Source organism: Escherichia sp. MOD1-EC5950, from assembly GCF_002965345.1.
Taxonomy (GTDB): domain Bacteria; phylum Pseudomonadota; class Gammaproteobacteria; order Enterobacterales; family Enterobacteriaceae; genus Escherichia; species Escherichia marmotae.
The window spans coordinates 211,188-230,414 of sequence record NZ_PTSR01000003.1; the positions used below are offsets into that span (position 1 = coordinate 211,188).

Genomic DNA, 19,227 nt, shown 5'->3' on the forward strand with positions numbered 1-19,227 from the left:
TAAATCGTATTAGTCACCCGCCAGGTGTGACGAAAAAACGATGTTCAGATGGCGTCTAAGTGGATGGTTTAACATGAAATTACAACAACTTCGCTATATTGTTGAGGTGGTCAATCATAACCTGAATGTCTCATCAACGGCTGAAGGACTTTACACATCACAACCTGGGATCAGTAAGCAAGTCAGAATGCTGGAAGATGAGTTGGGCATTCAAATTTTTTCCCGCAGCGGCAAGCATTTGACGCAGGTTACTCCAGCCGGGCAGGAAATAATTCGTATTGCTCGTGAAGTCCTGTCGAAAGTAGATGCCATTAAATCGGTTGCCGGAGAGCACACCTGGCCAGATAAAGGCTCATTATATATTGCCACTACTCACACTCAGGCACGCTATGCGTTACCAAACGTCATCAAAGGTTTTATTGAGCGTTATCCTCGCGTTTCTTTGCATATGCACCAGGGATCACCGACACAAATTGCCGATGCAGTCTCTAAAGGTAATGCCGATTTCGCTATTGCCACGGAAGCACTTCATTTGTATGAAGATTTGGTGATGCTGCCATGCTATCACTGGAACCGGGCTATTGTGGTGACCCCGGACCACCCACTGGCAGGCAAAAATGCAATCACCATTGAAGAACTGGCGCAGTATCCGTTGGTGACGTATACCTTCGGTTTTACCGGACGCTCTGAACTGGATACCGCTTTTAACCGCGCAGGGTTGACGCCGCGTATCGTCTTCACGGCAACGGATGCTGATGTCATTAAAACCTACGTCCGGTTGGGACTGGGGGTAGGGGTGATTGCCAGCATGGCGGTCGACCCGGTTGCTGACCCTGACCTGGTTCGTGTCGATGCACACGATATTTTCAGCCATAGCACAACCAAAATTGGTTTTCGTCGCAGTACGTTTTTACGCAGTTATATGTATGATTTCATTCAGCGTTTTGCCCCGCATTTAACGCGAGACGTCGTTGATGCCGCTGTGGCACTGCGTTCTAATGAAGAAATTGAGGTCATGTTTAAAGATATCAAGTTGCCTGAAAAATAATTACCTGCGTTATTTCCGGCACCTTTATGTTACCAGGGGGCCGGAATATATTCTCTGCTCCTTCTTATTCGTACGCACCCACAATATAATTACCCCTGAAATCTTTATGGTAAATCGATCATAAAGTAGTGCCTAATTACCCGCCTCGCAAACTTCAATCTTCAAATATCTATATCAGGTCAAAAGATTGAATTATTCACTGGATACGATTCGTAAATTAGCTGGATTTTTGGCTAAAGTTTCATTAGGATTTGTCTCATCGTTTGATTAATTTTACCAATTGGTTAACGTCTTACTGATAAGTGATGGCGATCATATGAGGTTAGCAATGCCTTCTGGAAATCAGGAACCCCGCCGGGACCCTGAATTAAAACGCAAAGCCTGGCGTGCAGTATTTCTTGGTTCTGCACTCTTCTGGGTGGTTGTCGCACTACTGATATGGAAAGTGTGGGGATAACGATGGTTGTTCAGGAGCAGCATCAGGAATCGTCACCATTATGTCAGCATAGTGACAACGAAATGGAAACGAAACGAGAATGTTCCGTCGTTATTCCAGATGACTGGAAACTAACGTCGCAGCAGCAAGCCTTTATAGAGATGTTTGCTGAAGATGATCAGCAGAAACAATAATTATCATCATTCTTATTATCCGATATATTCGTGAATTAAACGCTTTTTAATACACCACTGCAATAAAAGGTTGAGTAATTTCAACATAAAGTAATAACAAATAAAGGGTGTAGCCTATGATCATCACAAATACGAAATACTGGTCCTGGATGGGCGCATTTTCTCTGTCGATACTCTTCTGGTCCGAACTCATCTGGATAGTTGCTCACTAATCTCTGACCTCGCTGCGGCGAGGTTTTTCTTTGTGTGCCGGGCATGTTCAGCAGCTCGGGGGTGAAAGTCCCCTGTCCAGCCTGATGGTGGCGAAGGACTAGCGAAGCGCAAGGGCGTCGTCGTGAGGCGGGGTCTGAAGGAAGCGTGAAGCAAATCCATGACCTGACGAACAGAAATCCGATACGAGGCCTACCCGGTTGGCGGAGCAAGCAAAGAATTGCGAAGGCCATAACCATCAAGAACCGGGGTGGTAAATCGGACAGGTGTGTGGTGAAGGCGGCTGAACTTACCCCGGGAGGCCTGTCCGTCGTTCTGTATCCAGAACTGAGCGTACCGTAAGGGGCGCTGACCGGCGGACAGGAGTCAGCAGAGGGCATAGTAGGGCATGACACCCGAAGGCCCGAACGGTAATGAGTGACGAGTATCAACGGAGGTTCTGAACGGTCATGCAGCAGAAAACGCATCGCGACCCTGAGGCCGGGGAACGGGGTGAAGCCCCGAACGCCGCCCTTCCGGGGGCTGAAACCGTGCAGGCACCGACGAACAGAGAAAGTCCGTCGTCAACAGTGTGGCTGATGGAAGCCATTTGTGAACCAGTCAATCTCAGGCAAGCCCTGAAAAGAGTTAAAGCCAACAAAGGTGCAGCGGGAGTCGATGGTATGCGCGTAAGCGAACTGCCGGACTACCTGAGGCACCACTGGCCAGAGCTGAAAGCGCAACTGCTGTCCGGCAGATACCGCCCATCTCCTGTGAGAAGAGTGTCCATACCGAAGCCCGGCGGCGGCGAACGTCTGCTGGGCATCCCGACGGTGGTGGATCGCTTCATCCAGCAGGCGATGATGCAGGTATTGCAGGCACAGTGGGATAGCTCGTTCAGCGACAACAGCTACGGGTTCCGTCCCGGTCGTTCGGCCCACCAGGCAGTGATACAAGCCCGGGAACATATCGGGGCCGGGTATCACTGGGTGGTCGACCTCGATCTGGAGAAGTTCTTCGACCGGGTAAATCACGATGTGCTGATGAGCCGGATAGAGAAACGAGTATCGGATAAACGGGTGTTGTCACTTATCCGCAGGTTCCTGAATGCAGGGGTGATGGACGCAGGTCTGGTAAGGCCGGTGACAGAAGGAACGCCGCAGGGCGGCCCACTGTCGCCGCTGCTATCGAACCTGCTGCTTGACGACCTCGACAAGGAACTGGAGAAACGTGGTCTGAAGTTCGTGCGGTACGCAGACGACTGTAATGTCTACGTGAAAAGCGAACGGACAGGCAACCGGATCATGGCGGGGTTGACGCACTGGCTGAGCCATAAACTGAAGCTGAAGGTCAACGCGAAGAAGAGTGCTGTAGCACGCCCTGAAACGCGCAAGTTCCTTGGATACAGCTTCATAAGGGGGCGGAAGGTATGGTGCGTGGTATCGCCGGAGTCGATAAAACGGTTCAAAATGCGGATAAGAGCACTGACCGGACGCAACACAGGGAGAAGCCTTGAACAGCTAACTCAGCCGCTAAGACGATATCTGACGGGCTGGAAAAGTTACTACGGGCTGAACCAGAGGCCATCGCTGATGCGAGAGCTGAACGGATGGATAAGGCGCAGGCTGCGAAGCATACTCTGGAAACAGTGGAAAACGGGCCGCAACCGCTTCAGGGAGTTGCGCAGTCGAGGCGTAAGCAAGGACCTTGCGGCGCAAACAGCAGGAAGCTGCCATAAAGAGTGGCGGATAAGCTGTAGTCCGGCACTGAATATAGCACTCCCCAATAAGCTGTTCTCCAGACTGGGCCTGCCAGAAGTATAGGCAGGCGACGATCAACATAACCGAACCGCCGTATACGGCCCCGTACGTACGGTGGTGTGGGAGGAAGCTGATCGTGAGATCAGCTCCTATCCCGATTTATCCCTGTAAGGCCTCTCCTCTTTTATCAATTTGGGTTGTTATCAAATCGTTACGCAGTGTTTGTGTTATCTTTAATATTCACCCTGAGGAGAATCAGGGTATCGCAACCCTGTCATTAAGGAGGAGCTATGTCGTCAACCCTACGAGAAGCCACTAAGGACACGTTGCAGGCTAAAGATAAAACCTACCATTACTACAGTCTGCCGCTTGCTGCCAAATCACTGGGCGATATTACCCGTCTGCCTAAGTCACTCAAAGTTTTGCTCGAAAACCTGCTGCGCTGGCAGGATGGCAACTCTGTTACCGAAGAAGATATACATGCGCTGGCAGGATGGCTGAAAAATGCCCATGCTGACCGTGAAATCGCTTACCGTCCGGCAAGAGTGCTGATGCAAGACTTTACCGGCGTGCCTGCTGTCGTTGACCTTGCGGCGATGCGTGAAGCGGTAAAACGTCTCGGCGGCGATACCGCGAAGGTGAACCCGCTCTCACCCGTCGATCTGGTGATTGACCACTCGGTGACCGTCGATCGGTTTGGTGATGATGAGGCCTTCGAGGAAAACGTGCGCCTGGAAATGGAGCGCAACCACGAACGTTATGTATTCCTGAAATGGGGACAGCAGGCATTCAGTCGTTTTAGGGTGGTGCCGCCAGGCACTGGGATTTGCCATCAGGTTAACCTCGAGTATCTCGGTAAAGCGGTGTGGAGCGAATTGCAGGGCGGTGAGTGGATTGCTTACCCGGATACGCTTGTCGGCACCGACTCGCACACCACGATGATCAACGGTCTTGGCGTGTTGGGGTGGGGTGTTGGTGGGATCGAAGCGGAAGCAGCAATGTTAGGTCAGCCGGTTTCCATGCTTATCCCGGATGTTGTGGGCTTTAAACTCAGCGGAAAATTACGTGAAGGTATCACCGCCACAGACCTGGTTCTTACCGTCACTCAGATGCTGCGTAAACATGGCGTAGTGGGTAAATTCGTCGAATTTTACGGCGATGGACTGGATTCGCTGCCGCTGGCAGATCGCGCGACAATTGCCAACATGTCACCGGAGTACGGCGCGACCTGTGGCTTCTTCCCAATAGATTCGGTTACCCTCGATTACATGCGTTTAAGTGGACGCAGTGAAGATCAGGTCGAACTGGTCGAAAAATATGCCAAAGCGCAAGGAATGTGGCGTAACCCGGGCGATGAACCGATTTTTACCAGTACATTAGAACTGGATATGAATGACGTTGAAGCCAGTCTTGCCGGGCCAAAACGGCCGCAGGATCGCGTTGCGCTGGCAGATGTACCAAAAGCTTTTGCCGCCAGTAACGAACTGGAAGTGAATGCCACGCATAAAGATCGCCAGCCCGTCGATTATGTTATGAACGGGCATCAGTATCAATTGCCTGATGGCGCAGTGGTTATTGCCGCAATAACATCGTGTACCAACACGTCTAACCCCAGCGTGTTGATGGCTGCCGGGTTGCTGGCGAAAAAAGCCGTAACTCTGGGGCTGAAACGACAACCGTGGGTTAAAGCGTCGCTGGCTCCCGGCTCGAAAGTGGTTTCTGACTATCTGGCAAAAGCCAAACTGACACCGTATCTCGATGAACTTGGCTTTAATCTTGTAGGCTATGGCTGTACAACCTGTATCGGTAACTCTGGCCCATTACCCGATCCTATCGAAACGGCGATCAAAAAAGGTGATTTAACCGTTGGAGCGGTGCTGTCTGGTAACCGTAACTTTGAAGGGCGTATTCATCCACTGGTTAAAACCAACTGGCTGGCCTCGCCGCCGCTGGTTGTTGCTTATGCGCTGGCGGGCAATATGAACATCAACCTCGCTTCCGATCCACTTGGACATGATCGCAAAGGCGATCCGGTATATCTGAAAGATCTCTGGCCATCAGCACAAGAAATTGCTCGCGCGGTTGAGCAAGTCTCAACAGAAATGTTCCGTAAAGAATATGCGGAAGTTTTTGAAGGCTCGGCGGAGTGGAAAGAGATTAACGTTGCGCGATCAGATACCTACGGATGGCAGGATGATTCGACCTATATTCGGTTATCGCCTTTCTTTGATGAGATGCAGGTAACACCAGCGCCAGTGGAAGACATTCACGGTGCGCGAATCCTGGCAATGTTGGGGGATTCGGTTACCACTGACCATATTTCTCCGGCAGGCAGTATTAAGCCCGACAGCCCGGCAGGGCGATATTTGCAGGGTCGTGGCGTTGAGCGTAAAGACTTTAACTCCTACGGTTCGCGGCGTGGTAACCATGAAGTGATGATGCGCGGCACGTTTGCCAATATTCGCATTCGTAACGAAATGGTGCCTGGCGTTGAAGGAGGGATGACGCGCCATTTGCCTGCCAGCGAGGTTGTCTCTATTTACGATGCAGCGATGCGCTATAAGCAGGAGAAAACACCGCTGGCGGTGATTGCCGGGAAAGAGTATGGATCTGGTTCCAGCCGTGACTGGGCAGCAAAAGGTCCGCGTCTGCTCGGTATTCGTGTGGTTATTGCCGAATCGTTTGAACGTATTCACCGTTCGAATCTAATTGGTATGGGTATTCTGCCGCTGGAGTTCCCTCCAGGCGTGACGCGTAAAACGTTAGGGCTGAGCGGGGAAGAAAAGATTGATATTACCGATCTACAAAGTCTACAACCGGGCGCGACGGTTCCGGTGACGCTAACGCGAGCGGAGGGGAGTCAGGAAGTTGTGCCGTGCCGTTGTCGTATCGACACCGCGACGGAATTAACCTATTACCAGAATGACGGTATTTTGCATTATGTCATTCGTAATATGTTGAAGTAACTGTGCTTTACTTGCCGGATGAGGGGCATCCGGCAAGCAGGCCGAATTTGCATTAAACGAGGATTATTTGTTCAGCAAATGGCCCATTTTTTCCGCTTTGGTATCGAGATAATGCTCGTTATTTGGGTTACGACCGACAATCAACGGTACGCGTTCAACAATGTTAATCCCTGCTTCGGTCAGAATTTCGACTTTTTTCGGGTTGTTGGTTAACAGACGGACTTCGTTGACACCAAGTAACTTGAACATATCGGCGCAAAGAGTGAAATCGCGTTCATCAGCGGCGAAGCCTAACTGGTGATTAGCCTCTACGGTATCGTAGCCTTGATCCTGCAACGCGTAAGCGCGAATTTTATTCAGCAGACCAATGTTACGTCCTTCCTGACGGTGATACAGCAAAATACCACGGCCTTCTTCGGCTATTTGTGTCAGTGCCGCTTCAAGCTGGAAGCCACAATCGCAGCGCAAGCTGAACAGGGCGTCACCGGTCAGACATTCGGAATGGACGCGCGCAAGTACCGGGGTATGCCCGGAAATGTCGCCATAGACTAGCGCGACATGATCGTGTCCGGTTGCCAGTTCTTCAAATCCCACCATCAGGAAATCGCCCCAGGGGGTTGGCAGTTTAGCTTCTGCCACACGTTTAAGCTGCATGAAATTCTCCAGATAATGCTGGTTCTGTATCGGCTTATTTTGCCATAACGCGAAGGTGTTCACCTAATCACGACGCGTCAATCGTTCACTGAATGGCACAAATCTGTCAATTTTTCCAGGTCAGAGCATTTTCAGTTATGATTGTGAGACTTATAAGGAAGGAGAGACCATGCGTTCGATTGCCAGACGTACCGCAGTTGGAGCAGCACTATTACTTATCATGCCGGTAGCGGTATGGATTTCTGGCTGGCGTTGGCAACCTGGAGATCAAAGTTGGCTGTTAAAAGCGGCCTTTTGGGTCACTGAAACCGTCACTCAGCCCTGGGGCGTCATTACGCATCTTATTTTATTCGGCTGGTTTCTCTGGTGTCTGCGTTTTCGCCTCAAAGCCGCAGTTATGTTATTTGCTATTCTGGCAGCGGCAATTCTTGTCGGACAGGGAGTTAAATCCTGGATCAAAGGTAAAGTTCAGGAGCCACGCCCTTTTGTTATCTGGCTGGAAAAAACACATCATATTCCGGTTGATGAGTTCTACACTTTAAAGCGAGCAGAGCGCGGTAATTTAGTGAAAGAACAGTTGGCTGAAGAAAAAAATATCCCGCAATATTTACGTTCTCATTGGCAGAAAGAGACGGGGTTTGCCTTTCCTTCCGGCCACACGATGTTTGCCGCCAGTTGGGCCTTGCTCGCCGTTGGGCTGTTGTGGCCACGTAGGCGAACTTTAACCATTGCGCTCTTGCTGGTCTGGGCAACGGGAGTAATGGGAAGCCGCTTGCTGCTGGGGATGCATTGGCCGCGCGATCTGGTGGTGGCTACGTTGATTTCGTGGGCGCTGGTGGCGGTGGCAACCTGGCTCGCGCAACGTATTTGTGGGCCATTAACACCACCGCCGGAAGAAAATCGTGAGATAGCGCAGCGAGAACAAGAAAGTTAAAACTGGTTGAATTTCCGAATTTAACCCTCAAATCATCAACAATGATTGTGGCTACCATTTCGCAGACGTCGTGAAAATGGTACTTTAAAGGGCTATTGCGGTAAGTTGACCATAATTTATTCGCTCTAACCACATAACGGGAAGTAATGTGAAATATTTACTCATTTTCTTACTGGTGTTAGCGATTTTTGTGATTTCTGTCACGTTAGGTGCGCAGAATGATCAGCAGGTAACGTTTAATTATCTGTTAGCGCAAGGGGAGTATCGTATCTCTACTTTGCTGGCGGTATTGTTTGCTGCGGGGTTTGCTATCGGTTGGTTGATTTGCGGCCTGTTCTGGCTGCGAATTCGTGTTTCTCTGGCACGCGCTGAACGTAAAATAAAGCGACTGGAAAACCAGCTTTCACCTGCGACTGGCGTGGCGGTAGCGCCTGATTCGTCAGTAGCGAAGGAATAACTTTCTATGCTGGAGTTGTTGTTTCTGCTCTTGCCTGTAGCCGCTGCCTATGGCTGGTATATGGGCCGCAGAAGTGCGCAACAAAACAAGCAAGATGAAGCCAACCGCCTGTCACGCGATTACGTAGCAGGGGTTAACTTCCTGCTTAGTAATCAACAGGACAAAGCGGTGGATCTGTTCCTCGATATGCTGAAAGAGGATACAGGCACCGTTGAAGCCCACCTTACGCTCGGAAACTTATTCCGTTCGCGTGGCGAAGTCGATCGCGCTATTCGTATTCATCAAACCTTAATGGAAAGTGCCTCGTTGACCTATGAGCAGCGTCTGCTGGCAATTCAGCAACTGGGGCGTGATTACATGGCGGCGGGTTTATACGATCGCGCGGAAGATATGTTTAATCAACTGACTGATGAAACCGACTTCCGAGTTGGCGCATTGCAACAACTGTTGCAAATCTATCAGTCCACTAGTGAATGGCAGAAAGCAATTGATGTTGCAGAACGCCTGGTGAAGCTTGGTAAAGATAAACAGCGAGTCGAAATCGCCCATTTCTACTGTGAATTAGCCCTTCAGCACATGGCCAGTGACGATCTCGATCGCGCTATGGCCTTGTTGAAAAAAGGGGCGGCAGCCGACAAAAACAGCGCCCGCGTGTCCATTATGATGGGACGTGTTTTCATGGCAAAAGGGGAGTACGCAAAGGCGGTCGAGAGCCTGCAACGCGTTATCTCCCAGGACAGAGAGCTGGTCAGCGAAACGCTGGAAATGCTGCAAACCTGCTATCAGCAACTGGATAAAACTGCCGAATGGGCAGAGTTTCTCCAGCGTGCGGTGGAGGAGAATACGGGGGCAGATGCTGAACTGATGCTTGCCGACATCATTGAAGCGCGCGATGGCAGCGAAGCCGCACAGGTCTATATTACGCGCCAGCTACAACGCCATCCGACGATGCGCGTGTTCCACAAGTTGATGGATTACCACCTTAACGAAGCGGAAGAAGGGCGCGCCAAAGAGAGCCTGATGGTGTTGCGTGACATGGTGGGCGAGAAGGTGCGTAGTAAGCCGCGTTACCGCTGCCAGAAGTGTGGTTTTACTGCATACACGCTTTACTGGCATTGTCCGTCCTGCCGTGCCTGGTCAACCATTAAACCGATTCGTGGCCTGGATGGACTGTAATTTATAAAAAAAACCATCTTTAGTTACAACATACTAATGGTTATTTTTACAAATAGCTTCGGTAACGCCTGAGCAGAAAAAGACTGGCAGGGGGAAAATCGTAACTGTTAATTTTTTATTTCCACGGGTAGAATGCACGCCGTTTACCTGTTTTGCGCCACTTCCGGTGCCCATCATCAAGAAGGTCTGGTCATGACGTTAACTGCTTCATCTCCTTCCCGCGCTGTTACTCATTCTCCTGTTGTTGTTGCCCTTGATTATAATAATCGTGACGCTGCGCTGGCGTTTGTCGACAAGATCGACCCACGCGATTGCCGTCTGAAAGTAGGCAAAGAGATGTTTACCCTGTTTGGGCCGCAGTTTGTTCGTGAACTGCAACAACGTGGTTTTGATATCTTCCTCGACCTGAAATTCCACGATATTCCCAATACCGCAGCGCACGCCGTGGCAGCGGCGGCTGACTTAGGCGTGTGGATGGTAAACGTTCATGCCTCTGGCGGCGCACGTATGATGACCGCAGCACGTGAGGCGTTGGTTCCGTTTGGCAAAGATGCGCCGCTATTAATCGCTGTGACTGTACTCACTAGTATGGAAGCCAGCGATCTGGCCGATCTTGGTGTGACACTGTCACCGGCAGATTATGCAGAGCGTCTGGCGGCGCTGACGCAAAAATGCGGCCTTGACGGTGTTGTGTGTTCAGCCCAGGAAGCTGTGCGGTTTAAACAAGCATTTGGTCAGGATTTCAAACTGGTGACGCCGGGTATTCGCCCGCAGGGGAGCGACGCTGGCGATCAGCGCCGCATTATGACCCCGGAACAGGCGCTGGCGGCAGGCGTTGATTATATGGTGATTGGTCGCCCGGTAACGCAATCGGCGGCCCCGGCGCAAACGCTGAAAGCGATCAACACCTCGTTACAACGGAGTGCATGATGAGTGATTCTAACAGCCGTCTGGTCTACTCAACGGAAACTGGACGTATTGATGAACCCAAAGCGACCCCTGTACGACCAAAAGGCGACGGAGTGGTGCGCATCCAACGGCAAACCAGTGGGCGTAAAGGTAAGGGCGTATGCCTGATTACCGGCGTCGATCTCGATGATGCCGAACTGATAAAGCTGGCGGCTGAACTGAAGAAAAAATGCGGCTGCGGCGGGGCAGTAAAAGATGGAATTATCGAAATCCAGGGGGATAAGCGTGATTTATTAAAATCACTGCTTGAAGCGAAAGGGATGAAGGTAAAACTCGCAGGCGGTTAACAAAAAAAGCCACGGAAATATTTTCGTGGCTTTCGTTTATTTCACTGTGTGTATTATTCAGTTATTTCGTACTGAACCGAGTCAAGCGTATTATAATAGCGAGTTGCTAATCGACATTTATTTACGATTATTTACCGACCTGGTGACCGATAATACCACCAACTGCTGCACCACCTAATGTACCCAGCGTGCTGCCATCAGTCAGTACTGCACCGCCTAAAGCCCCTGCACCTGCACCGATTGCGGTGTTTCGGTCCCGTTTAGACCAGTTAGAACAGGCACTTAGAGACATTGCCAGTGTAATTGCCAGAACAGCCGCGGTCATTTTTTTGCTCGTTACAAACATAATACTCTCTCCTGAATTTATGATTCACGGAAGTAAGCTCTCTATAACTATAATAGTTCAGAATAGGCCATGTAAAATTATTCCGTGAAATCCTCTCGCGCGCAGGGTTATATCACGCAGGTGATAGTGACTTCCTGTTATATCGCTGATAATAAGTTTATAACGTTAGGGTGTTAATAACAGGTAAATAGTCTTAATTATCAACCAGGAATCATCTTAGTGCGGATGATTTGCGTTAGAGCAAATCATCCGTAAGGAAGGAAAGTGATTATATATCAACGACGTGAACGATTAATTTACTGTGTTCCAAAGACATCAGATCGCTGGCGCTAATCTTTGAATCGGTTATAACGCGTTTGATTCTCTCAACAGGGCCGATGGAGTAAGAATGTACGGCACCAAACTTTGAGCTGTCAGTCAGGACAATGGTTTCGCACTCTTTTTCCAGTACAGCATTGACCACATCGGTACGCATCATGTCGCGACCTGTAAACCCGGTTTCAGGTTGCCAGCCATCGATACCAATAAATGCCTTACTGAAATGCACCTGTTGGATACACTGACGTGTCAGAGGACCAACCATACTTTCGCTTTTTTTCTGGTACACACCGCCAAGTAAAATGACTTCACAAGGGGCGTCTTTCAATAAATGCGCTATATAGCTGCTGACCGTAATGATGGTGACATTTTTCTTTTGCTCACCCAATGTGCGGGCCAGAAGGGCATTACTGCTGCCATTCTCGATAAAGATGGTTTCTCCCGCTTGAACCAGTGAGGCGGCAAACTCAGCGAGTTCACGTTTCAGCGTATAATTATTCATCATACGGGTTTCGACATCATCGCTATCAAGCGAAACAGCAAAACCATGTGCACGGCGTAGATAGCTAAGTTTTTCGAGGGTGTTGAGATCCTGGCGGATAGTAACTTCGGAAACTCCAGTGGCTTTCGCCAGATCGGTTACGCTAACCTGACCCTGGTCAATGACCATCTGTAGAATAGTTTGTTGTCGGGAATTCATCGCTGTAATTCTTATAACGTTATAATACTCAATAAAAAATGCTGACGCGCCGGGCATCCTTAAATAGGGAAAACTGAAAGCACGATTGTTAAATCTCCCATGGTGCCTTCGGGATGTCTGGCGTAGATGCAGCAACCTGGCGCAAGAGTTCTGCTTTAAGTATCTCAAGATTATGGATCGCAGAGTGGTAATCGCCTGCCACAAGGATATCTAACACAATATCAATACGTTCGGCAACGCGCTGGGCATCAAATTCAGACATCAAGGGTATCCTTAAGGCAAAAAAGGTGAAAATAAATAATGCAAAAATTGCCGCTAAAAGAGAAGTGCTTAACGGCAAAGGTTAATTATCATTCACGAATACGATATGTAATGGAATTATATACCGTTAAATATATATATTCGTCTCTTTATGCGCGTTTCAGATAACGTTTATACCAGCGTTCAAACGCTACGGCGGGCATCGGTTTGGCAAACAAGAATCCTTGTCTCTCATTGATGCCGTTTTTGGTTAAAAAAGCATCTTCTTTTGCGCTTTCTACGCCTTCGGCAATAACCTGCAGGTTCAAGGCCTGAGCTACGGCGACAATTGCCCGTACCAGCGACTGTGAGACAGGTTGTTTGTGAATATCACGGACAAAAACCTGGTCGAGTTTAATGGCATCGATAGGAAATCGTGCCAGTTGAGAAAGGGAAGAGTAGCCAGTGCCGAAATCATCCAGGTGAACCTGTGCGCCTAATTGACTGAATTGCTGAATAACGGAAAGCGCCAGCTCGTCGTTTTCAATCAGGCAGCTTTCAGTCAGCTCGACATCAATAGGGCAATACTCAAATTTAAGTTCCTGGAGTACCTGTTTCAGGTCAGTGAAAATAGTTTGATCAGCGAGTTGGCGTGCTGAGACATTGACTGCCACCCGAAGATTGATGCCTTTATCTCGCCATTTTGCCACCTGGCGAACGACGTCAAGAATAACCCAACGACCCAGAGGCACAATCAGACCGGACTCTTCCGCATAGGAAATAAAGTCCAGTGGGGGAATTAGTCCGCGTTCGGGCGACTGCCAGCGCACCAGAGCTTCCAGACTGCGCACTTCACCGCGCCAGGTGATTTTCGGTTGATAGTGAATAACTAACTGATCGTTTTCCAGTGCTTTACGCAGGTTGGTATCCAACCACAGATATTCAAATACCCGTTGATTCATTTCCGGTGAAAAAACGCAAAATTGCCCTCGACCGCCTTCTTTGGCACTGTACATTGCCGTATCGGCGTGGCGAATAATTGCCGCACTGTCTGGGCCATGTTGCGGTGAAAGTGAAATACCGATCGAACAGCCAGTATAAACTTCGATTAAACCAATGCGAAAAGGCTGACGCAGGCGGGTCAAAATCCGCGATGCCATTGCTTCCAGGGCACTTTGTGAGGTGTTTGGTGCGAGTACCAGAAATTCATCGCCGCCAGAGCGCGCCAGTACCTGATCCGGCTCAAGACAGCTTAAAATGGCCAGTGAAACCTCGCGTAACAACTGGTCGCCAAACAAATGCCCGTAGGCATCGTTCACTTTTTTAAAATTGTCTAAATCGAGATAAACCACGCCGACTTTACTTTCATCCACCTGATTAATGGCGTGATCGATTAATTCCTGCATAGCGTTACGATTCGGCAGCCCTGTAATGCTGTCGGTGTTAGCCAGAATTCGCAAGCGCTCCTGGGCGTGGCGTTCTTCGGTGATATCGGTGCCGGAGCAGATTAAATAGATCTCATTTTTGCCGCTGCCGCTATGCACGAATTTGTTGCGAAACAGAAACAGCCGCTGGCCTTTACGCGTGGGTATCCAGATTTCTACCTCATATGCATTGCCGTTTCGAAAAAATCCACGGTTATTGCGCATGGATGCCGCAGCTTCACGACGACTCATAAACAGTTTAAACACACTTTGCCCGATGACATCGTGTTCTTTCAGCCCCGTGTACTCTTCACATAACCGGTTAAAACGCTGGATATTTCCCCGACTGTCCAGAATCACTATTGCAGAGTGGGCTTCAGAAACCACTTGTTCTGCAAAGGACAGTCCGTGTGATAAATCACGAGCTACCGCCGGTGTGTCATGCCATGCTGACGCGTTTCCACCCCATTCACGCTTATTGATTTTTCGTCCCACCAGATGAACAGAAAGATCACTCTCATCGACTGTCAGGCTCATCATCAGGCTGGAGGTGATAACCGTCATTTCCCGGATACGAGCAGCCTGTTCGGCAGATAACTGCAGAGTACGTTCAGGTTCCGTTGTTTCGGTGGCGGAAAAACGCAAAACATCACTGTTTTCCGACAACCGCCAGTATGGGTTGTGCGATCCGAGAAAGTTGTACAACGTTGTGGACTCCCTAATGGTTTTCATGATGCATACCCTCCGGTTAACAGCGGAGTCCCGCAGTTAAATGAACGGTTCATATGGCTTACATGAAATTAATGGCGGTTAAACGTATTGTTTTTTTTATATATTTATTTGTAATCCAGTTTTGGGAAAACGCCAGTTTTCAAACGGATGTCATTAAAAAAAATCTGCTGAGATAAACGAATGTGGGGGAAGGGAAAGGCAAACGGCCCATCCGTAATGAATGGGCCGTAAAAAGAGATTACGCGACAGGGCGCGCAATAATGCTGCGGGTTTCCATGCGTACTTCGGCAATGGTGACGTCGATAACGTCGGTTACTTTGTAAACTGTTTCACCTTTAATTTGTACGGTGCCGTTTTCCTGACTGCAAACCAGCTCATCGCGCACGGCGTGTAAGAACGGTGCAGGGATAAAGGCGATAGCGCCGTTATCGACCAGACGCACACGCATACCGCCCCGGCTGATATCGACGATTTCTGCCGCAAAACGGGTGTCAGTGCCCGCTTTGTCTTTCAGGAAACGCGCGTACAACCAGTCCCCGACATCACGTTCTGCCATCCGGTTGAGACGACGACGCTCTGCCATTTGGGTGGTGATCTCATCCTGCGGACGCGTCGCCGTTTCGCCTTTGATGATCGCTTTCAGCAAACGATGGTTGATCATGTCGCCATACTTGCGAATTGGTGAAGTCCAGGTGGCATACGCTTCCAGACCGAGGCCAAAGTGAGGACCCGGTTCGGTGCTGATTTCCGCAAAAGACTGAAAACGGCGAATGCGGCTGTCGAGGAAGCCAGTCGGTTGCGCATCCAGCTCACGACGCAGTTTGCAGAAACCGTCCAGTGTGAGCACTTCTTCGGCATCAACATGCAGGCCATGCGTTTTCAGCAATGCTGCCAGCGCCTCGGCATTTGCCGGATCAAAGCCCATATGCACGTTATAGATACCGAAACCGAGCTTATCGCGCAGCACGCGGGCCGCACAAATGTTAGCGGCGATCATCGCTTCTTCGACAATACGGTTAGCAATACGGCGTGGTTCAGCGACGATATCCAATACTTCACCTTTTTCACCGAGAATAAAACGGTAATCCGGGCGATCTTTAAACACCAACGCATGGTTATTACGCCATTCGCCGCGACGCTGGCAAATTTGCGCTAACAGGCGGATTTGTCCGGCAATCGCATCACTTTCTGGCTGCCAGTCGCCGGTGTTTTCCAGCCAGTCGGAAACCTGGTCATAAACCAGTTTGGCTTTGGATTCGATGGTAGCGGCAAAAAATTCGATGTTGTCTTCAATGGTGCCATCAGCAGACAACGTCATCCGACATGCCAGTACCGGGCGCACTTCATTGGCACGCAGTGAGCAGAGATCGTCAGAAAGCTCGCGCGGCAGCATCGGGATGTTGAAGCCCGGCAGATAGTTGGTGAATGCGCGAATTTTCGCTGCTTTGTCCAGCTTGCTGCCTTCGGCAATCCACGCGGTTGGATCGGCAATTGCGACAATTAACTGCAGTTTGTCATCCGGTAACGCCTTCGCGAAGAGGGCATCATCCATATCTTCCGTGCTGGCACTGTCGATGGTGACAAAGTCCAGCGCGGTGAGATCTTCACGAACCAAACCCTCATCGAGCATTTCGGTGGCGACGCCATCTGGTGCTTCTTTTTCCAGGTTATGGCGCGCCAGGGTTACCCACCAGGGCACGAAGTGGTCATCACCAAAAGTGATGTATTGAGTCAGGTCAGCATAGAAAGAACGATCGCCTTTCAGCGGATGGCGGCGCATTTCGGCAACCGCCCAGTCGCCTTCTTTAAACTCATGATTCAGCCCGCGGGCAGCGCGGCAAGGAATAGCGTCTTTTAAGAGTGGATGATCAGGCACGATGGCCAGACGGTCATTCTTGCCCTGAACTTTACCCACGAAACGAGTCAGAAACGGTTCAACCAGTTCTTCTGGCTCTGCGGATTCACGATCTTTTTCACTGTGGATTACCGCGATAATTCGGTCGCCATGCATGACTTTTTTCATCTGCGGCGGCGGAATGAAATAACTTTTCTGTGCGTCGACTTCCAGGAAGCCAAAGCCTTTTTCAGTGGCTTTTACCACCCCTTCAGCGCGGGGCGTCTGGGAGTGCAGTTGCTGTTTAAGCTGCGCTAGCAGCGGGTTGTCCTGAAACATAATTGTCTATTTTGGTGGCCATTAGAGCGGCTGACAGTTTTACGCGATTCTGCCTGACGCAGCAAGGTTAATGTGTCTCACCCAACGCGATTTTTAAGCGATTTATCCAACCACAAAACCCGCTCCATACCAGCAGATTGATAACCTGCGCTGATGATGTTTCATGTTCGAGTAACGGGCTAAACTGGGCGGCGCTAAAGCGATCGGGTGCTCGTGTCAGCCATTGTATCGCCTGAACCGTAGCACGCTCAACAAAATGGCAGTCAGCCCACTGGTTTATTTCGTTTTCGCCCTGACGCAGAATGGATATTGCTTCTTTATATTCAAATGTTGAATGTATGAGAGAGGTGAAACAGGCAGCACTGCCGTTAATTCGTGCGCTGAGTAAAGCAGCAAGTTGATGGCTGGATTTTGTTGTTACCAACGGGCTGGATAACAACGCCACAAAGAGTGAAAACGAGGCAGGATGCAGATTCAGGATTGCTGCCAGTTGGCGAAGTTCAGAGCCTGGCAACAGGAGAGCATTCGTCTCTTGCTCTCCAGAGAATTTTTCCCCTTCGTAGCAGGCACGCCAGCCGGTTGATACTTCAGCAAAAAGTGAGCTGTCAGCGTAGCTTTGCACGTCCAGACCGGGTAACCAGCGTACAGGTTGTCCAAGATAAGCCTGAAAAGTCGCAATTGCTCGCGCCTGAAAACCAACAAAACCAATAATTTGATTGATAATCACACAGTCCCGGGCGGTAAGCCCGACATCGTGAAGATGCTGGCGCGATCGGTTGTCGATAATCGATGGAGAGCCGGCCAGTTGACGGGCATATTGCGTGATTTGTGCCAGACGATGATTACTTTCCCTGGAGGAGTCTGGTCCGGGAAGCGGTGTCAGACGCGCGGAATAGTAGTTGCATAAACGCTGGACGCCGCAGACCTGAGCAACGGTCAGAGCGGTCGACAGGCGTTCATAGGCGGTGAATGTCTGTAAACGGGTCACCGCAAGCTGATTGGGAAATAGCTCTACAGCAAGAGTACGCGCCGGGATCAGCCACGAATGAAAGGGATCAAGTGTTTCTTCGTCAAGGATCACGTCGAGCAGAAAAGGATCGGTAACCTGTGCAGCTTCCGGAACCAGAGGCAGAACGTCATGTTCTGCAGTGCTGGATTGCGTTTCGTGATACCAGTGGCTTTTGCCTGAACTGTGGCGTTGTTCCATGGGCGTTCCTTGGTCATAACGGAAATCGTTATCCTGACGCAAGGCAGAGAGGGGAGAAAGACGGATCGGTGATAACAAATATCAGAAAGGTATAACAGAGAAATGGGCGGCGCAACGCCGCCCATCATTACCCACAGAACGATTATTTCAGTTCCAGCTCGTTCATTGCAGCGATGCTGAAACCGCCGTCAACGTGAACCACTTCACCGGAGATACCGGCAGAGAGATCGGAACACAGGAACGCTGCGGAGTTACCCACATCCTCAATGGTAACCGTACGACGAATCGGAGTAACCGCTTCGCAGTGTGCCAGCATTTTACGGAAGTCTTTGATGCCAGAAGCGGCCAGAGTGCGGATCGGGCCAGCAGAGATGGCGTTAACACGCACACCTTCCGGACCCATCGCGTTAGCCATATAGCGCACGTTCGCTTCCAGAGACGCTTTCGCCAGACCCATAACGTTGTAGTTCGGGATAGCGCGCTCAGCGCCCAGATAGGAAAGAGTCAGCAGGGCAGAACCCGGATTCAGCATAGAACGGCAAGCTTTTGCCATTGCAACGAAGCTGTAAGAGCTGATGTCGTGGGCAATTTTGAAGCCTTCACGAGTCACGGCGTTAACATAGTCGCCATCCAGCTGATCGCCAGGTGCAAAACCAATAGAGTGTACGAAACCGTCAAATTTCGGCCAGACTTTACCCAGTTCTGCGAACATGGTGTCGATGCTGGCATCTTCGGCAACATCGCACTGCAGAACGATGCTGGAACCTAATTGAGCGGCAAATTCTTCTACGCGGCCTTTCAGTTTATCGTTCTGGTAGGTGAATGCCAGTTCAGCTCCTTCGCGGTGCATCGCCTGAGCGATACCGTAGGCGATGGACAGTTTACTGGCAACACCGGTTACCAGAATGCGCTTACCGGAAAGAAAACCCATAGCTTTAATCCTTATTGTTGATGCTTGTTGTGCCTGAAAATCAGGCGATTCGTCGTTTTAGTAAACAGTACGAACAGATAAACGGT

The 19,227-nt window shown here is 50.1% G+C and carries 21 protein-coding genes; 13 read left to right on the forward strand and 8 right to left on the reverse strand.

Annotation, left to right across the window (positions count from 1 at the left end; translation table 11 throughout):
• Window positions 1-73: 73 nt before the first annotated feature.
• The 6 genes from cysB (at window position 74) to acnA (ending at window position 6,593) form a co-directional block, all read left to right on the forward strand.
• On the forward strand, window positions 74-1,048 hold the full coding sequence (gene cysB, locus BEA93_RS05755) for an HTH-type transcriptional regulator CysB (RefSeq protein WP_000776256.1): 975 nt from the start codon (window positions 74-76) through the stop codon (window positions 1,046-1,048).
• Between the two features lie 316 nt (window positions 1,049-1,364).
• Complete coding sequence (locus tag BEA93_RS05760; protein ID WP_077627674.1) at window positions 1,365-1,505, forward strand: YmiA family putative membrane protein; 141 nt, start codon at window positions 1,365-1,367, stop codon at window positions 1,503-1,505.
• Between the two features lie 2 nt (window positions 1,506-1,507).
• A complete protein-coding gene (gene yciX / locus BEA93_RS05765) occupies window positions 1,508-1,678 on the forward strand; it encodes a protein YciX (RefSeq protein WP_000261428.1) in 171 nt (56 codons plus the stop codon).
• A gap of 116 nt (window positions 1,679-1,794) precedes the next feature.
• The gene (gene ymiC, locus BEA93_RS24985) at window positions 1,795-1,890 is read left to right on the forward strand and encodes a small membrane protein YmiC (RefSeq protein ID WP_122983110.1); all 96 of its coding nucleotides are present in this window, start codon (window positions 1,795-1,797) and stop codon (window positions 1,888-1,890) included.
• A gap of 447 nt (window positions 1,891-2,337) precedes the next feature.
• Window positions 2,338-3,690, forward strand: a complete 1,353-nt coding sequence (gene ltrA, locus BEA93_RS05770) for a group II intron reverse transcriptase/maturase (RefSeq protein ID WP_105224590.1) — start codon at window positions 2,338-2,340, stop codon at window positions 3,688-3,690.
• A gap of 227 nt (window positions 3,691-3,917) precedes the next feature.
• Window positions 3,918-6,593 (forward strand): aconitate hydratase AcnA, encoded by a 2,676-nt coding sequence (acnA, locus tag BEA93_RS05780; RefSeq protein ID WP_105224589.1) that lies wholly within the window; start codon window positions 3,918-3,920, stop codon window positions 6,591-6,593.
• 63 nt (window positions 6,594-6,656) lie between these two features.
• Here the strand turns inward: acnA and ribA are convergent, their stop codons facing one another.
• Complete coding sequence (gene ribA, locus BEA93_RS05785; RefSeq protein ID WP_001176295.1) at window positions 6,657-7,247, reverse strand: GTP cyclohydrolase II; 591 nt, start codon at window positions 7,245-7,247, stop codon at window positions 6,657-6,659.
• A gap of 169 nt (window positions 7,248-7,416) precedes the next feature.
• Between ribA and pgpB the strand changes: the two genes are divergently transcribed.
• From pgpB to yciH, 5 genes are all read left to right on the forward strand, one after another.
• On the forward strand, window positions 7,417-8,181 hold the full coding sequence (gene pgpB, locus BEA93_RS05790; RefSeq protein WP_016262051.1) for a phosphatidylglycerophosphatase B: 765 nt from the start codon (window positions 7,417-7,419) through the stop codon (window positions 8,179-8,181).
• A gap of 148 nt (window positions 8,182-8,329) precedes the next feature.
• On the forward strand, window positions 8,330-8,638 hold the full coding sequence (gene lapA, locus BEA93_RS05795; protein ID WP_000876278.1) for a lipopolysaccharide assembly protein LapA: 309 nt from the start codon (window positions 8,330-8,332) through the stop codon (window positions 8,636-8,638).
• A gap of 6 nt (window positions 8,639-8,644) precedes the next feature.
• A complete protein-coding gene (gene lapB, locus BEA93_RS05800) occupies window positions 8,645-9,814 on the forward strand; it encodes a lipopolysaccharide assembly protein LapB (protein ID WP_000891363.1) in 1,170 nt (389 codons plus the stop codon).
• Window positions 9,815-10,006: 192 nt separating this feature from the next.
• Window positions 10,007-10,744 (forward strand): orotidine-5'-phosphate decarboxylase, encoded by a 738-nt coding sequence (gene pyrF, locus BEA93_RS05805; protein WP_000176253.1) that lies wholly within the window; start codon window positions 10,007-10,009, stop codon window positions 10,742-10,744.
• Entirely contained in the window at window positions 10,744-11,070 is a 327-nt protein-coding gene (yciH, locus tag BEA93_RS05810) for a stress response translation initiation inhibitor YciH (RefSeq protein ID WP_001516486.1), read from the forward strand. Before pyrF ends, yciH begins: the two co-directional genes overlap by 1 nt.
• Before the next feature lie 127 nt (window positions 11,071-11,197).
• Here yciH and osmB read toward each other — a convergent pair whose 3' ends face one another.
• The 3 genes from osmB to BEA93_RS05825 form a co-directional block, all read right to left on the reverse strand.
• Window positions 11,198-11,416, reverse strand: a complete 219-nt coding sequence (gene osmB / locus BEA93_RS05815) for an osmotically-inducible lipoprotein OsmB (RefSeq protein WP_000498252.1) — start codon at window positions 11,414-11,416, stop codon at window positions 11,198-11,200.
• A 268-nt stretch (window positions 11,417-11,684) separates the two neighbouring features.
• On the reverse strand, window positions 11,685-12,434 hold the full coding sequence (gene yciT, locus BEA93_RS05820; RefSeq protein ID WP_001088603.1) for a DNA-binding transcriptional regulator YciT: 750 nt from the start codon (window positions 12,432-12,434) through the stop codon (window positions 11,685-11,687).
• An 88-nt stretch (window positions 12,435-12,522) separates the two neighbouring features.
• Window positions 12,523-12,696 (reverse strand): YciZ family protein, encoded by a 174-nt coding sequence (locus BEA93_RS05825; protein ID WP_001288366.1) that lies wholly within the window; start codon window positions 12,694-12,696, stop codon window positions 12,523-12,525.
• A gap of 38 nt (window positions 12,697-12,734) precedes the next feature.
• On the opposite strand from BEA93_RS05825, the gene BEA93_RS25590 reads away from it, so the two are divergent.
• Window positions 12,735-12,863 (forward strand): hypothetical protein, encoded by a 129-nt coding sequence (locus BEA93_RS25590; protein WP_214678595.1) that lies wholly within the window; start codon window positions 12,735-12,737, stop codon window positions 12,861-12,863.
• On the opposite strand, the gene pdeR is transcribed toward BEA93_RS25590, so the two are convergent.
• Window positions 12,845-14,830, reverse strand: coding sequence for a cyclic di-GMP phosphodiesterase (gene pdeR, locus BEA93_RS05830; RefSeq protein ID WP_000849463.1), 1,986 nt, complete (start codon window positions 14,828-14,830; stop codon window positions 12,845-12,847). The genes BEA93_RS25590 and pdeR overlap by 19 nt on opposite strands.
• Before the next feature lie 53 nt (window positions 14,831-14,883).
• On the opposite strand from pdeR, the gene BEA93_RS05835 reads away from it, so the two are divergent.
• Window positions 14,884-15,006: a hypothetical protein gene (locus tag BEA93_RS05835; RefSeq protein WP_000323866.1), complete on the forward strand. Its 123-nt coding sequence runs from the start codon at window positions 14,884-14,886 to the stop codon at window positions 15,004-15,006.
• A 62-nt stretch (window positions 15,007-15,068) separates the two neighbouring features.
• Here the strand turns inward: BEA93_RS05835 and BEA93_RS05840 are convergent, their stop codons facing one another.
• The 3 genes from BEA93_RS05840 to fabI form a co-directional block, all read right to left on the reverse strand.
• Window positions 15,069-17,003, reverse strand: coding sequence for an exoribonuclease II (locus BEA93_RS05840; protein ID WP_000484960.1), 1,935 nt, complete (start codon window positions 17,001-17,003; stop codon window positions 15,069-15,071).
• 67 nt (window positions 17,004-17,070) lie between these two features.
• Window positions 17,071-18,210, reverse strand: a complete 1,140-nt coding sequence (locus BEA93_RS05845) for a CMD domain-containing protein (protein ID WP_105224588.1) — start codon at window positions 18,208-18,210, stop codon at window positions 17,071-17,073.
• A 142-nt stretch (window positions 18,211-18,352) separates the two neighbouring features.
• A complete protein-coding gene (gene fabI, locus BEA93_RS05850; protein ID WP_000506507.1) occupies window positions 18,353-19,141 on the reverse strand; it encodes an enoyl-ACP reductase FabI in 789 nt (262 codons plus the stop codon).
• Window positions 19,142-19,227 lie beyond the last annotated feature (86 nt).